Source organism: Oleiphilus messinensis (assembly GCF_002162375.1).
In the GTDB taxonomy this organism is placed as follows: domain Bacteria; phylum Pseudomonadota; class Gammaproteobacteria; order Pseudomonadales; family Oleiphilaceae; genus Oleiphilus; species Oleiphilus messinensis.
In genome coordinates this window covers 2,371,900-2,387,321 of sequence record NZ_CP021425.1, presented here as the reverse complement: position 1 = coordinate 2,387,321, position 15,422 = coordinate 2,371,900, and the positions used below count along the sequence as shown (strand labels likewise).

Annotated in this window: 13 protein-coding genes; 5 read left to right on the top strand and 8 right to left on the bottom strand. The window is 46.4% G+C overall.

The features are described 5' to 3' along the window. Position 1 precedes the first annotated feature (1 nt). The 3 genes from OLMES_RS10465 to OLMES_RS10455 form a co-directional block, all read right to left on the bottom strand. Positions 2–1,030, bottom strand: a complete 1,029-nt coding sequence (locus OLMES_RS10465; RefSeq protein WP_087461221.1) for a methyltransferase — start codon at positions 1,028–1,030, stop codon at positions 2–4. 271 nt (positions 1,031–1,301) lie between these two features. Continuing rightward, positions 1,302–2,072, bottom strand: a complete 771-nt coding sequence (locus tag OLMES_RS10460) for a PEP-CTERM/exosortase system-associated acyltransferase (RefSeq protein ID WP_157678254.1) — start codon at positions 2,070–2,072, stop codon at positions 1,302–1,304. Between the two features lie 169 nt (positions 2,073–2,241). Continuing rightward, positions 2,242–2,982: a GNAT family N-acyltransferase gene (locus OLMES_RS10455; RefSeq protein WP_157678253.1), complete on the bottom strand. Its 741-nt coding sequence runs from the start codon at positions 2,980–2,982 to the stop codon at positions 2,242–2,244. Positions 2,983–4,178: 1,196 nt separating this feature from the next. Here OLMES_RS10455 and OLMES_RS10450 point away from each other — a divergent pair. The 4 genes from OLMES_RS10450 to OLMES_RS10435 are packed head-to-tail and all read left to right on the top strand — an operon-like array spanning position 4,179 to position 7,155. Continuing rightward, positions 4,179–4,829, top strand: a complete 651-nt coding sequence (locus tag OLMES_RS10450) for a hypothetical protein (RefSeq protein ID WP_087461218.1) — start codon at positions 4,179–4,181, stop codon at positions 4,827–4,829. 17 nt (positions 4,830–4,846) lie between these two features. Then, on the top strand, positions 4,847–5,140 hold the full coding sequence (locus OLMES_RS10445) for an HPr-rel-A system PqqD family peptide chaperone (protein ID WP_087461217.1): 294 nt from the start codon (positions 4,847–4,849) through the stop codon (positions 5,138–5,140). Between the two features lie 31 nt (positions 5,141–5,171). Next, positions 5,172–6,041, top strand: a complete 870-nt coding sequence (locus OLMES_RS10440) for an HprK-related kinase A (RefSeq protein ID WP_087461216.1) — start codon at positions 5,172–5,174, stop codon at positions 6,039–6,041. Between the two features lies 1 nt (position 6,042). Further along, a complete protein-coding gene (locus OLMES_RS10435; RefSeq protein ID WP_157678252.1) occupies positions 6,043–7,155 on the top strand; it encodes a nucleotidyltransferase domain-containing protein in 1,113 nt (370 codons plus the stop codon). Between the two features lie 20 nt (positions 7,156–7,175). Here the strand turns inward: OLMES_RS10435 and rfbC are convergent, their stop codons facing one another. The 4 genes from rfbC to OLMES_RS10415 all read right to left on the bottom strand — a co-directional run bounded on the left by rfbC (position 7,176) and on the right by OLMES_RS10415 (position 11,192). Continuing rightward, positions 7,176–7,718, bottom strand: a complete 543-nt coding sequence (rfbC, locus tag OLMES_RS10430; RefSeq protein ID WP_087461214.1) for a dTDP-4-dehydrorhamnose 3,5-epimerase — start codon at positions 7,716–7,718, stop codon at positions 7,176–7,178. A 43-nt stretch (positions 7,719–7,761) separates the two neighbouring features. Continuing rightward, positions 7,762–8,637 (bottom strand): glucose-1-phosphate thymidylyltransferase RfbA, encoded by an 876-nt coding sequence (gene rfbA, locus OLMES_RS10425; protein ID WP_087461213.1) that lies wholly within the window; start codon positions 8,635–8,637, stop codon positions 7,762–7,764. Positions 8,638–8,670: 33 nt separating this feature from the next. Next, positions 8,671–9,738, bottom strand: a complete 1,068-nt coding sequence (gene rfbB / locus OLMES_RS10420; RefSeq protein ID WP_087461212.1) for a dTDP-glucose 4,6-dehydratase — start codon at positions 9,736–9,738, stop codon at positions 8,671–8,673. A gap of 107 nt (positions 9,739–9,845) precedes the next feature. Further along, positions 9,846–11,192, bottom strand: coding sequence for a UDP-glucose dehydrogenase family protein (locus OLMES_RS10415; protein ID WP_087461211.1), 1,347 nt, complete (start codon positions 11,190–11,192; stop codon positions 9,846–9,848). Between the two features lie 235 nt (positions 11,193–11,427). Here OLMES_RS10415 and OLMES_RS10410 point away from each other — a divergent pair, with 235 nt between their 5' ends. Beyond that, positions 11,428–13,233 (top strand): asparagine synthetase B family protein, encoded by a 1,806-nt coding sequence (locus OLMES_RS10410; protein WP_198343295.1) that lies wholly within the window; start codon positions 11,428–11,430, stop codon positions 13,231–13,233. A gap of 27 nt (positions 13,234–13,260) precedes the next feature. Here the strand turns inward: OLMES_RS10410 and OLMES_RS10405 are convergent, their stop codons facing one another. Continuing rightward, entirely contained in the window at positions 13,261–15,417 is a 2,157-nt protein-coding gene (locus OLMES_RS10405) for a hypothetical protein (protein ID WP_198343294.1), read from the bottom strand. Positions 15,418–15,422 lie beyond the last annotated feature (5 nt).

Below are 15,422 nucleotides of genomic sequence, written 5' to 3'. Positions count from 1 at the left end.
ACTACTTAACACCAACCAACACACCATGATCACGGGGCAACTCCTTGCGCACAGTCTGGGAAAAGCCCGCTTCCTTCAAGAAGCCCTCATAATCCTGCCAGGAGTACAACCGACCCTGCCCGGTCGCTATCGCCAGAAAATAAGGCGAGCCCAATGCCGCACTTTTTGGCCCTGTATCATCATCGTAAGCCATCATATTGTAGATAATAACTTTGCCGCCCACAGGGAGCGCATCATAAGCACGTTTCAGCAGCTCAGTGTCTTTCTCGGGCGTCCAGATTGTCATCATGTGGGCAAACATGATCGCATCGATTCCTTCCGGGAAATCCCGTACGAAAAAGTCTCCAGGATAAGTATCAACCCGATCAGACATTCCCTGTTCTGCAATATTCGCATTCGCCCGCTCGCATACAGTCGGCGAGTCAAAAACCGTTACCCGAAGATTCGGATTAGCTTTAGCCAACGTTATTGCATTGGTTCCAACACCACCACCAGCATCTACCAAATGATTTATATCGTCGAATGTTACTTCCCGTGCCAACAACTCGTTTGCCGTGTTGGACAATGACGACATTGCATCCTGAAAAACTTTCTCCAACTCTGGCGTATGTGCCAGTCGTGCATAAAGATTATCTTCGTCACCCTGGAAATGCTGTAGGCCAACATTAGCATTCTGCTTGAGGGAGTCCAGAAAATAATGCAGGCCCGGATAACAAATATGATGCTGCCAACCCAACACTTCCCGCATATTACCTGGCCGACCAGACACCATTGTTTGCTCGACGACTTCGGCATTACGATAGCTATCGCCATCTTTCTCGATAATACCCAATGAGGTCAGACCAATAATCAATACCTTGGCCGGCTGTAACTCCAGACCAATACCGGCACGCAAGCTTTCAAAGTCACACCCTGGATGCTCAGACAAATAATCAAAGACATTTAAATTCACACCAGACCACAACAATTGGAATGCAGCATGGCCCTGGGCAATAAGGGCCAGATCATCGTATTCAAGCACCTTCGTCATAGCAAACCTCCTCTTTAACTCTATATGGTTGAAGACTATATGGAAAAATTGTAAAACAAAACTATTTCAGTACCAGTAGTGCTAACTACACTATTCTCCGTACTTTTACTTTCGGTGCGAAATAAAGTTTACCTTTCAGTACTATTTGTACTTTGGCTTTCAGCTCTATTTGCACTTTAGCTTTAAGCACTAACGATAGATATAACCGTTATAAAGTCACCCGTCACTTGTTTTATCCAACACGCTTTTATTCGACGCATCGAATTACAGCCTATGGCGCCCATAATTCTGGCGTATGCTCAGATACTTGGGCACAAATACTGGTTTCGATACAATCGTACAGCGCACGGATCATCGGGTTCATCCCCCCCAGCAGCCGCTCTTTATCAATGTGAAAGGGAGCCCGCTCTCCATGGTATTCCACCACTTCGCCGATTTGCCTGAAGTCGATGCCGGTTCTACGGAGGTGAATCGACAAACGAGGCTCCATCATCACAAAGATATGGCTCAGCTTTGGCGAATTAATGAAATGCGCTGCGGCGGCTAAATAAAGCCCTACAGCAATATAAGGAAAGGCTTTTTTTTCGGTTTCCGTCATGCTGATTCGCTCCCCCTCGTAAATGAACGGTTTTCCTTTTTCACCCGTTCTTCGGCGGAAAGTATCAGGTACAGCAAGCCGAGATACCTCACAGTAGGTGTTATTAGCCAGTTTTACCGGGTTAAGCACCTCATCTGTAATTGATTCCGAACAGTACTGCTCAATAGGACACAAAACAGCATCACTGGTAAGATTTGGATCGACGACTCGAACGGTTCCGGCATACATCCCTGATCGCCGATGCTTGATCAGATAATGATGGGAATACGAGTCCGTCTCGTCACGCTCCATTTTGTCTGGAAATGCAGACTCATCCTCAAACGCGAGCTCGCGACAATATACATCATAACGAATTTTGTACGTTTCATCGCGCAACGCTGCTGAGTGGGCATAAACGATTTCAAAATAAGAATCGAATAGCTCTGAAATGTTCGCTGACGGCATACCACTACCCACACTAAAACTTCTGTCTAAGATGAGTATAGCGGCTTTCCGCAGATTTAGGGGATTTCAAAAACAATTGACCATTTTGGTCATAAATTTATCGAAATTTAATTCCAGAGTTGCCAGGTAATAGCTCCAATCCACCCTGCCTCCCCCCTAGATCCTGCTTTCAACCGCCCTTTGAAGAATCACGGATATTAGAGCGACGCATTTGCGCTAAAGCTTGGCTAAAAATGGATCTGGCCTCACCACGAAGCCCTTGCAGGCAACCCGACCGTTGCAACATATAGGGCGCACGATCGCCCTTAAACTGAATTAACTGACCCACTTGATCAAATGGCAAGCCAATTCGATTTAATCGATACGCCAATCGGGGCTCCATTAGACAATATATACGTTTCATATCAGGCAGGCTATAGAAGTATGCAAGTGAAGCCAAATACAGCAACCGTGCCAGTTCCGAGGAGTAGGTTCCACTTTGTTGCCAGGCATGTGTCAACAGCGCGAGCCGCGAAACCTCCAGGTAGGAGCCAGATCGCTGCGCAGCCGGACAATATGTGCTTTGCTCGTACTCTTTTCGATATACGCTTTCCAGGGGGATCGCATCCAGAGGCGAAGCAGTCAGGCCCGGCTCGACCAAACGGACGGTACCAACATAATTGGAGGTTTCCAAATCTTGAACCAGAAAGTGATTGGAAATCAGATCAAACCGATCCGACTCCTGCCCCTCGGGATACTTCTGCTCATCTTCGAAGCCAAGATGCCTGCAATATACTTCATAGCGAATACGGTAGGACTCTTCTCTCAATTCATCCGTATTTGCCCATACCAACGCTGTGGGGATACCAGAACATAAAAATACAGGTTTCAAAGCTGAAACACTATCTTCATGTTTTAATTCAGCTAACAAGTTCATCTCCATCACTAATTATTGGCAATACCAATCCACAGCTACTACCAGTCAACTCAAATAAAAGCACTGGCGCTCTGAATAAACCTATTTAATTGCCTTGCACACCTGCACAAATTCATCCCGCATCAAATTCTTCAACCTGTTTTGAAAATCTGACACGGTTGCAGGCCCGTGAATAATTACTTCAGAACATCCCAAATTAGCGAGTTACATCAACCCGTATACAACATCAACCCGCATACAACATCGACTAATCGAGCACCTTTGGGCATTCCGACGCTTCTTTCCCTGAAAACATGTCCTTTTCTTATTAGTGATTTGACTCACGCCACACCGTATCACGTAATGCGAAGAATAAATAACTCCCGGCTTCGATCAAATTCGCCTGATGCAATTTACCGGATACCAATGCAAACTGCGAGTATTCCGCTAAAGGATTTTCCTTAAATAAATCCGTATGCAGGAACTCCAAACAGACTGAACAATATTGAAAAGAGCGAGTTAATTCCGGCTAGGTACTTACTTTTGACCTTTTGACCTTTTGACCTTTTGACCTTTTGACCTTTTGACCTTTTGACCTTTTGACGATCAGCACTTTGGACGACCAACACTTTGAACGACCAATACTCACTAAAAAACACTCAAATAATGCCGGAGATATAAATACGGTGCTTCGAATTTGCGACCAAGTCGCAACGGGGATAAGTGTTGTCCAGTTGCATCCAAAAATCAATGGTACAGAAAAAATAAATTTAAAATCAAAACCCTATTATTCGACCCCATGAAATATCTGAGAGTATTGTCACTTTTCTTTACACACCATTCCTCTAATTACATCGACCTTGGATTGCAGCTTCATTTGTACATTTTTCAGCAAAATAACTCAGAGAAGGAATTTCCCCTTCCATGGTCAGCCCTAACGGTTCCCGAGGCACGATCTCCGAATCGGTAATGCAAAAAATTCCATTGTATTAATGACCTATCAAAACTGGCTTTTAACAATTGTGAAATCATCGATGAATTACAATGGAAAACCGTGAAGAATGGTCGCTGAAAAGGTATACTAGACCTTATGATAATGGCCAAGGGAAAACGAATGGCACGAATTATGCTGAAAAATTCGTTAATAGGCCAACTAATGTACTTACCTGTAAATTATTCTGACACTCGGTAGACACCAAGGTTGTAATAAAATGGACCACGAAAACAAAATCTCTGAAGCACCACATTCAACACCAACCTCCCGTGGTGTGAGCCGAAGAAACCTTGTAAAAGGACTTGCAGCCTCTTCTGTTGTCGTATCAGTTGCAAGCAGACCGGTATGGGGTCAAGGACCATGCTCGATTTCTGGGTTGTTGAGCGGAAACCTGTCCCGTCCGCTTGAATCCTACTCCTGCACCGCCGGTGGCGAAGGTCAAACTCCCGGATTCTGGATGAACCACCCTGAATGCTGGCCGACAGGGTACTATCCAGGATACACCAACGACCCTCGAGGCATCCCCGGAACCATTTTTAGCAGTGAGTTTGGAACGGGTTCCAGTTTCGGCATCACCTTCATGGACGTGCTCGATCCTCAAGCCTGTGAAAACGGTGCCGGCTCACTTGAGTTTCACCTGATTGCAGCACTGCTGAACGCAGCTCACCCCAGCGTCAACTACGGCAAATCAATTCAGGAAATCAAAGACGCGTTCAATTATGTTCTTTATGTTGACCCCACTAAATATGACATATTGCATGACATACTCGCAAACCTGAACGAAAGAACCCATATTGACGCTAAAGCTCTGGAGGTTAACCCGGGATGGGCTGACCTGACCAAGCAGAAAAATATTACTTGTAATTAGTTTCGGTAACAGTACTCATGCTGTACCGCTGTAACTTCGAGTACCTTAAGCATTACCGGCTTTGGGATGAGGAGGTGGTTGTCTACCACCCCCCATCCGGAAGCACTCACCGACTTAACATTCTTGCCCACGACTTACTACGTCTTCTGGACACACCGAAATCAGAAGAAAAACTAACGGAGTTGCTCACTCAGTGCTACGCTGAAAATACCAAAGCAGAACTCAGCTCTGCAATTGCTACGACATTGAACTTCCTGCTGGAGAGTGGACTACTGCATAAACAACCGGAGTCGACCATCCAAAGTCAGTGAATAACCCTAACTCCAATCCCCTACATTACGAATGCAACCTGCAGAAACCCTCGGTATCAACATTGGCTATTTTAAAGTCCACTTGGAAACTCACTCAGATGAAGTCTTAAGGTGGGTAAAGACATTATACAGCGAATTCCCGCGGACTGACTTGCAACAGGATTTTCACGATTTCCATATCAGAATTTCGCCACCAACCCAACTCCGCCGATTCATCCGCCCTCAGATCCAGTTTTACTTTAATGAACACGCCCCATTTGTTCCTCTCCCGCGCTCACAAGCCGTGCCAATGTTTGAATGGGGACTGAATTGGTGTATTGCAAATCATGCACACCAATATCTTCTGTTCCATGCTGCAGGCCTCGCCAAAAACGACACATTCGTACTGCTACCCGCTCCTCCGGGTTCAGGAAAAAGCACTCTCACCGCTGCACTCATGCTAAACGGCTGGCAATTATATTCTGACGAACTTGTGATGATCGATTTGAAGCATAACCAGGTACATGGTCTTTCAAGACCAATAAACCTGAAGAATAATTCGATTGACCTGATTACCAACACATTTAGCAACAGCGTGATGAGCAGTAAATTTCACGATACCGCAAAAGGCACTGTAGCACTCCTGAAACCGACAGGTTACAGCGTTCAAAACGTTCTAACGAAACGACCGGTGACTCACATCCTGTTTCCGAAATTTGAACGAGACAGCCATTTGCAAAGTAAAACACTCTCAAAAACAGACGCGTTTATGGATTTAATCGCGAACAGTTTTAATTACCTGGTATTGGGTAACGCCGGATTTCAATGCGCAACTCAACTGGTCGATTCTGCAGAATGCCTGACCATGAAATACAGTAATTTCTCAGATGCTTTTCGTTTTTTTGACAAGTTGGCAAGCTAATATGACCACATCACTTCTCATTCAAATTCTACGCAACCCCGCTGGTGTAACAGAGTTGAACGGAATTGCTTGGTCCCAGCTCATTAATGAAAGCCGGACTGCAAACTTGTTGGGAAAGCTGTTTTGGATACTAAAACAAAACAAGCTTGAAAAGTTTATACCCCAATATGCGCTCAACCACCTTGAATCAGAATTTAAACAACACCAACTGCAGAAAAACCAATCGGTATGGGAGCTTTCGAAAGTCTTTAACATCAGTCAGAAGATCGATGTTCCAATACTCGTCCTCAAAGGTGCCGCATACTTTTACAGCGACCAGAATGCAGGCGAAGGAAGGACACTAAGCGATATTGACTTGTTGGTCGAAAAAAAGAACTTGAAAGCAATGGAAGCCGCCCTGTTCGCGAATGGCTGGATCAGCAAGGAAGTTGATGATTATGATGAAAAGTACTACCGGGAATGGTCCCATGAAATCCCGCCTTTGATTCATTACAAAAGTGGAACCGTCATTGATCTGCACCACAATATTTTCCCGGTTCTACGCCACCTGAATCCGCCGGTAGAACCTCTTTTTGAACATGCGTTACAAACTGAAAAATGCGGTACACTGCACCCTCATGACATGATTATCCACAGCGCGACACACCTGTTTTGGGAAGGTGAATTTGATAATGGTCTTAGAGACCTGGTAGACATCCAGCAGCTCTTACAAAGCCATGTCGTAGACCAGGAGAATGGATGGCAAGAGCTCGCCACTCGAGCTTGTGCATTAAATCTCGGACAACCGCTTTTTTATGCGCTGAGATATTGTAAAGCAATACTCTACCTGCCAGTTCCCAAAGCTTGTTTCAAATTACTCCGTCAGGAAAACAAATCCGCAATGAGAATTCCGGCAGGCTATGGGCTCTTGATTATGGATTGGCTTTTTCTGCACGTGCTCAAACCTGCACATTCTCACTGCGCGAGCAGCGGGGATGCTCTCGCACGCCAACTACTTTACTGGCGCGGACACCTGATCAAAATGCCAGGCAAAGTCCTCTTACCCCACTTACTCAAAAAAACAATCAAAAGCTTGAGAAAACAGGAAGAGAAAAAATTACCTGACTTGAATTAGGCCCATGAGCCTGAACTTCCCTAGGACAGCGACTCAACATACTGTTCCAGCGTTGGCCAGTGCCGATCCTTCTCGGACAATAATGGCTCCGAGAAAGGCCAAGCGACATTCACCAACGGATCATTCCAGATAATACCAGCCTCATCCGATGGGTCGTAATAGTCTGTGCACTTATACAGAAAATCTGCGCTCTCACTGATCACAGCAAAACCGTGGGCATAGCCGGGTGGTACATACAACTGCCGATGGTTTTCAGCGCTTAAAACAACGGCCTCATAACGACCAAATGTTTCAGAACCCGGCTGAAAGTCCACTACCACATCCAATATTTCGCCACTGACAACCCGAACTAATTTTCCTTGTGGTTTAGTGACCTGAAAGTGTAATCCGCGCAAGACTCCACGAGCCGACCTTGAATGGTTGTCTTGTACAAAAGGCAAATCAATCCCGAGTTTCTGATACCGTGTTGCTTGATAGGACTCCAGGAAGAATCCCCGGGAATCTCCGAAAACATTGGGTTCAATGATTAGAACCCCGGGCAGAGCTGTTTCAATTACGTTCATTCGAAACCTTTATAAAAAGTGGTAAGTTGATATCGAAGCCAGATCAGAAACCAGAAAGCTTCGATAACCGCAAAAGATACTGGCCGTACTGAGTTTTGCTCAGGCTTTGCCCTATATCTGCAACCTGTTCGTGAGTTAACCACCCATTACTGAGTGCAATTTCCTCAAGGCAAGCCACTTTTAACCCCTGACGGGATTCGATGGTTTTAACGAAATGAGCAGCTTCAAGCAAGCTGTCATGGGTTCCAGTATCCAGCCAGGCAAATCCTCTCCCGAGCTTTTCGACTTTTAGCGCCCCGGATGCCAGATAATGGTTGTTAACATCCGTTATTTCCAACTCACCACGGGCAGACGGCTTGATCTGTTTGGCCACATCAACAATTTTATTATCGTAGAAATACAGTCCCGTCACTGCATAGTTGGACCTCGGGTTCTCGGGCTTTTCAGCAATGGAAATTGCATTGCCACGGTGATCAAACTCGACCACTCCGAAACGCTCCGGATCAGAAACCCAGTAACCAAATACCGTAGCACCACTTTCCCGCCGGGCAGCACTTTTGAGTTTTTCTGTAAATCGTTCACCGTAGTAAATATTGTCACCTAACACCAGGCAAACACTATCTGACCCGATAAACTCTTCACCAATCAGAAAAGCTTGGGCGATACCGTCGGGAGATGGCTGTTCCGCATACTCAAACCGAACACCAAATTGCTCGCCATTACCCAACATTTTCTGAAAATAAGGTAAATCAATGGGGGTTGAAATGATCAAAATTTCCCGAATTCCCGCGAGCATCAGCGTTGAAAGCGGATAATAAATCATCGGCTTGTCATAAATCGGCAGCAGCTGCTTCGAAACCCCTCGCGTGATGGGGTACAGGCGCGTGCCTGAGCCTCCAGCCAAAACAATCCCTTTCATTATTATTGCCCCCCTATCCTGTAAAACTCAATATTATTCACTGACACCCAATCCCATGCGACCCATCTGGTATGTCCCGCTCAAAACCCTGGACCACCATTCCTTGTTATCCAAGTACCACTGCACCGTCTTCCGAATACCGGTTTCAAAGCTTTCCTCGGGACTCCATCCTAGTTCCTGCTGAATTTTACTCGCGTCAATCGCATAACGGAGATCATGACCGGGCCTATCCTCAACATGAACAATCAGATCGCGATAAAAAGCTACGCCTTCGGGCTTATCGGGGCGCAATTCCTCTAACAATTTGCAAATGGTTTGAACCACATCCAGATTTGTCTTTTCATTGTGCCCACCAATATTATAGGTCTGTCCGACTTCACCGGTTAATGCGACCAAAACCAGCGCTTTGGCGTGATCATCAACATAAAGCCAGTCGCGCACTTGATTCCCCTGACCATAGACCGGTAGCGCCTTGCCCTCGAGGGCATTTAATATCATTAACGGAATCAGTTTCTCAGGAAAATGGTAAGGGCCATAATTATTCGAACAATTCGTTACCAGAACCGGTAATCCAAACGTTCGGTTCCAGGCTCTGACCAAATGATCAGAAGAGGCCTTGCTGGCCGAATAAGGAGAACTGGGATCATAGGGTGTGGATTCTGTAAACAACCCGGCATCGCCAAGGGATCCATACACTTCGTCTGTCGAAATATGATGAAACCTGAATAATTTACGCTTCTCTTCCGTCAAAGCGCCATAAAAAGTTCGTGCCACTTCAAGTAAATTGCAAGTGCCGACAATGTTAGTCTGAATGAAGTCAGATGGGCCATCGATGGAACGATCAACATGGGACTCTGCAGCGAGATGCATAATGACATCTGGAGCATGCTGGTTTATCACAGTTTCACAGGCTGCGTAATCACAGATATCGACTTGTTCGAATGTATATCGCTCCGAGTCAGCAATCGAAGCGAGGTTATCCAGATTGCCCGCATAAGTCAGTTTATCAACATTCACCACTTGATGCTCTGTATTCCGAATCAAATGGCGAATCACTGCGGAACCGATAAAACCAGCACCACCCGTAACAATAAATTTCATATATAGTCATCCAGTGAGGGTGTTACTCAAAGGTATCACACCCTTGAATAACCAGAAACAATCCCAAACGGACTATGGTAGCCAGAGTTGACCTTACATTCAATCTGTTAGGTCGAACACTTCTCAACACTATCACCGCGGCCAATCGCATAGTATGTAAACCCCCGGCGATTCATGATTTCCGGCGCGAACAGATTACGACCATCAACGATGACTGGATGATTCAAACTCTCGGACAACACATCAAAATCAGGTGCACGGAACTGGTTCCACTCGGTACAGATCACCAGAGCATCACTGCCTTTCAAACACGCCTCCTTGGTTCCCATCAACATCAAGTCATCCCGGTCACCGAATATTCGCTGACACTCATTCATTGCCTCGGGGTCATACGCTTTAACCTTTGCGCCTGCGGCCCAGAGGCTCTGCATGAGAACACGGCTGGATGCCTCGCGCATATCGTCAGTATTCGGCTTGAAGGACAACCCCCAAACAGCAAACTGCTTGCCACTCAAATCATTTCCGAAATGTTTGACGATATTCTCGAACAGTTTGTTTTTCTGGCGCATATTGACATTTTCGACCGCCTCGAGAATTTCGGGTTGATAACCTATTTCCTGGGATGTCCGAATCAAAGCCTGTACATCTTTGGGAAAACAAGAACCGCCGTACCCCGCGCCGGGATAAATAAAGTGATAACCAATACGGGGGTCAGAACCGATCCCCTTACGCACATTTTCAATATCAGCCCCTAACCGTTCAGCCAGATTGGCCATTTCATTCATAAACGATATTTTCGTTGCCAACATGCAATTCGCGGCATATTTAGTTAATTCGGATGAGCGGACATCCATGAAAATCAACTTATCATGGTTTCGATTGAAAGGAGCATATAACTCCCGGAACAACTCCTGAACCTCGGTGTTGTCTGTTCCGACAACGATGCGATCCGGTTTCGAGCAATCCGCGACTGCCGCCCCCTCTTTCAGGAATTCTGGATTGGACACCACATCAAATTTTGCCTGTAGTCCCCTTTCAGCCAAAACAGCGGTTACGGTGGCCTTTACTTTATCTGCAGTCCCCACCGGCACAGTGGACTTGTTAACGATCACTTTATAACTGTCCATATGTGTCGCTATTGTTGTCGCTACACTTAATACATACTGCAAGTCCGCCGACCCATTTTCATCCGGAGGCGTACCCACCGCGATAAACTGCAATTCACCATGCTCGATCCCGCGCTTGGCATCGGTCGTAAACTCCAGACGTCCTTGTTCGTAGTTCTCTTGCACCAATGCTGTAAGCCCCGGCTCGTATATTGGAATAATGCCGGATTTCAGGTCGTCCACTTTTTTCTCGTCAACATCAACGCATACAACGGTATGACCAACCTGTGCCAAAACCGCTGCCTGGACTAATCCTACGTAACCGATGCCAAAAACTGTAACTCTCACAACTTCGTCCTTTTATAAATAGAGTTTCGACCTTAAAACCTTTTGCGATTTTGAAAGCCAATGCAAGGTAAGCAGATTATTATTTCAATTCCGTTAAATTGAAATAGTGCTGATTAAAATCATAACCTAATTCCGATATTTACCAAGTCTAACTGAATACAAGCGAGTCCATACCTTGTCAAAACACACCTAATTTTAGACAATGCCATCACTCTTAATGACACGGATTCGTATTATGCATCACTTCATTGGCTCTTTGGGCAGTTTTTCTCCGGAATCAGAAGACAGATTCTCCATACCGGTCTCGGGAAACCGGCGTTTTAGCCTGCAGTTCAGTGGCAATATGGAAATGAGCGAAAATGAAGACGGCATACTCTTGGTTACAACTGGTGCGACACTCAAGGCAGACCAAGACCAACCTGATACACCGACTGCTGCTACGAACTCTGACAGACTGCTCGCCTATTTAACCGGAACTGATGCAAATATTCTAAAAGGTATACAAGGCTTATCAGGTCATTTTTGCCTGGTATATTTCAGCAAAAAATCGGAACAATTGATCCTGGCAACAGACAAAATTGGCACCCACCCGGTTTACTATGCCGAATATGAAGACGGCCTTATTTTCTCCAGCAAGTTGAAACAACTGGTCACCGAAGCACCACAACTCAAAAAAATAGATCCTCAGGGAATCTATCAATACATCTACTTCCATTGCATTCCTGCGCCGGACACGATTTATCAGCAGGTCAAAAAGTTACAATCCAGTGAAGCATTGCAATTTAAAAACAGTACGATAACCCGCAACACCTACTATGTTCCCGAGTTTAAAGTCAGCACAGAGCAAGCGCCTGAGCAACAAAAGAAATTATTCACCGCCCTGCAGCACAGTGTTGAGCGAAGCCTTGCTGGCTGCGAAATAGAAGAGACAGGGGCATTTCTGAGCGGCGGACTGGACAGCTCAACGGTATCAGGATTCTTTGCCAAATCTGCAGCACCACAAAAAGCAAAAACCTTTACGATTGGTTTTGAAGCGGAAGGTTATGACGAGTCAGCATTCGCAAAAATCACTGCGGATCTTTTCGACACGGATCATAGTGTATATTACGTCACCCCTGAGGATATCAAAAGCGCCCTAACCCGAATATCGGCTTACTATGATGAACCGTTTGGTAACAGCTCTGCGCTCCCTGCACTCTACTGTGCCGAGTTTGCCAAACAAAAAGGCATAACGACATTGCTGGCGGGTGACGGAGGCGATGAACTCTTTGCAGGCAATGAACGCTACGCAAAACAGAAAGTATTCGAACTTTATTACAAAATTCCCTCCCCGATTCGCCGAATTTTCCTTGAAGCACCACTCAGCTTGCTCCCGGAGAACGTGAATATTCCGATTCTGAGTAAGGCAGCCAGCTACGTAAAACAAGCTCGAATCAAACTGCCAGGGAGATTACAAACCTATAATTTCCTGCACCAGTTTGATCCTTCTACTGTGTTCACCGAATCACTACTGAACCAGGTTGACCGTAAACGTCCTTTGACACTCCTGGAACAGCGCTATAACGAACCCGGTAACGGTGACTCACAAAATCGCATGCTTTATCTGGACTGGAAATTCACACTGGCTGACAACGATTTGGTTAAAGTAACAAACATGTGCAATCTGGCCGGCGTAGATGTGCGCTATCCGATGCTGGATGACGAATTGCTTGAACTTTCAACCCAGATCGCCAGCGAAACTCTGCTGCCGGGCAATGACCTCAGACGATTCTACAAAGAAGCTACACGGGGCTTTCTCTCCGACAAAACCCTCGACAAAAGCAAAAAAGGATTCGGGCTCCCTTTCGGTGTGTGGCTGAAAGAAACACCGGAGTTGCGAGACATGGCTTACGCGAATGTAAGGGCGCTTAAAGACACCGGATTTTTCAAGGAACCATTCCTTGAGCACGCCATTAAAATGCACAGTTCCGACCATCCAGGCTATTTTGGTGAGTTGATCTGGATATTAATGATGTTAAACATGTGGCTGGCATCCCACTAATCGGACTGCTCCGATATAAGTGGGCAGTTATTGCTCAAACCGGAACGAATAGTCGCCAACCTGGATTTCAGGGCCCTCTGGTTTTACCCGGAAATCCGGGCGGCTTGCTATTTCAGGAGCATGAAGCTGCACAACCGTCAACAATTCAAACGATCCAGACGCCGCCGGGTAACCGGATAGCTCCGTACGCCATTCAGGGTTGTCAAACCAGGACTTCTGCTTCGACCCACCGTCGTAATTTTTACCTTCCATTGTATTATCATCAACAACCCAGTAACGTCCCTTTTCGCCGCCAATCAGATCAAGACTGAGCGCAACATTGGACCAGTAATCAACGCGGGCTAACACGCCTCCATCCCCACGGATCTTCATAGTTAGCCCATGTGGAGCAACTATTTCTGACATGGGCTTTGCCAACGTGTGAAATACTGCGGTAACCCGATATTCTGACTCAACAGGCCATACCCGATCACGGATAATCACGATATCCTGCCCCTTCAGATAAGAGATATCCCGCAAGACCTTACGCACCTTACCACCCGAGCCTTGAGAATCAAACATTATGCTGTCATAGGCTGCGGTGAGATCAAGCTGATATCGCTGGACGCCCGCCTGGTCGCTTTTAGAGATAAGATGACCTGCTTTTAAATGCCAACCGGTTTCCTGATTCTCACGCCAGTGTGCCACTGACGTAATGGCACTCCCCGTGGGAAAAACCAGACGTTGCCCACCTGCAGCGACACTCTCTTCGAAAGCCCTGCTCGGGCGAACATCTTCACCACTGCGATGAATTAACAGACCATTCTTGGCCACGGTACGCACCGAATAATAAAGACGATTATCCGTTTGCATACCAAAATAGATACTGCTATCGACAAAGACGGGCATCCGCTTGAACAACGAAAAATGCCCTGCATCGTAGTGCTGATGATGACTGAACAAACTTCCTGCACGAAACTGCAGGAAAGTGGCATCATGATTCCAACCACTGCGAATAACCACTTGATTATACGCTCCAGACCCAAACACGTCGCTCAGAGGCTGCAACTCAAGTCCACCTGCAGCAGACCGTAGCGTGCGCTCACCGAACCGGGTATCGTTGTACGAGTTAAAATTGTACGAGGTAAACGGCAGCAACCAATAAAAGTCAGCATAGTCTGCTTGCACGCCATGCAACGCCACAATTTTCTCAGCATAATCGGCATACAATGACTCCCCCGTAAGCTTCGCGATGTATTCCATAACCAAGCGTGTTTGATGTTTTAGATCCACTCGTGGTCCATCATCCGCAATCGCGGCGATACGGTTGTCCGGACGCGTCATGTAGATATGCCACAAACCGACTCTGCGCACGATCCTAACCAGTTCTCGCTTCAAGCCCTCCATACCTGAAACACTATTCAGAAAACCATCTACGGCGATTAGAAACGTCAATGCCCGGCTATTTATCCAATAATTATAACCACTTGGCCAACCCTCGGTCAGACGGATCGCTTCAATACTGTTGAGAAAATGTTTGTAGGCTCGTGTTTTCAGCTTCTGGGTCTGCTCGCCAACAGGTAAAACCAATGCCGTGATGAACGCTTCAAGTCCCAGGGAGAACCGGCCATGCCAGAGCGAAGCACTGCGGCCGTCCAGGACCCCAAGACATTGCTCGAGCGATGCCGCCAACTTATCAAATACCGGCTTTAGCTGCCCAGGGGAAACATGGGCCGCAACCTGATCCAACAGTAACGCAATTTGCCAGGTGTTACTGAGATTATTACTTGCGGTGCAAGGTATAGTTTCCGTGTTCTGAAGCTCTGACACATATTGATTCCAATGTTCTTCCGCGCTTTCTCCCGGAAACACTACACTGCAAACCACGCGGTTCTTCAAGGGATGTCCAATCGAGTTTTGTTTTTGTCCGGCACACAACAGAGACTGCATATTCTCGATCAAGACGGGATCTGCATTCCCGATATTCGAAAACCCTGGATTTCCACGGGACAATATCCGTGGATAGGATCGCGTAATTGCAGGAAAGTCACTACCGATAAATACCCCCGCACCCTGCAATTCCTGGCCCGCCAGGGAAGCCGTCGTACGGCCACTCCAATCGAATTTCGCCAACATGACAGCGACCAGTGCTGCAAATAGACACAAGCACAAGATTCTGAAAATTCGTTTTGAAAACGCCTTCATCGAGT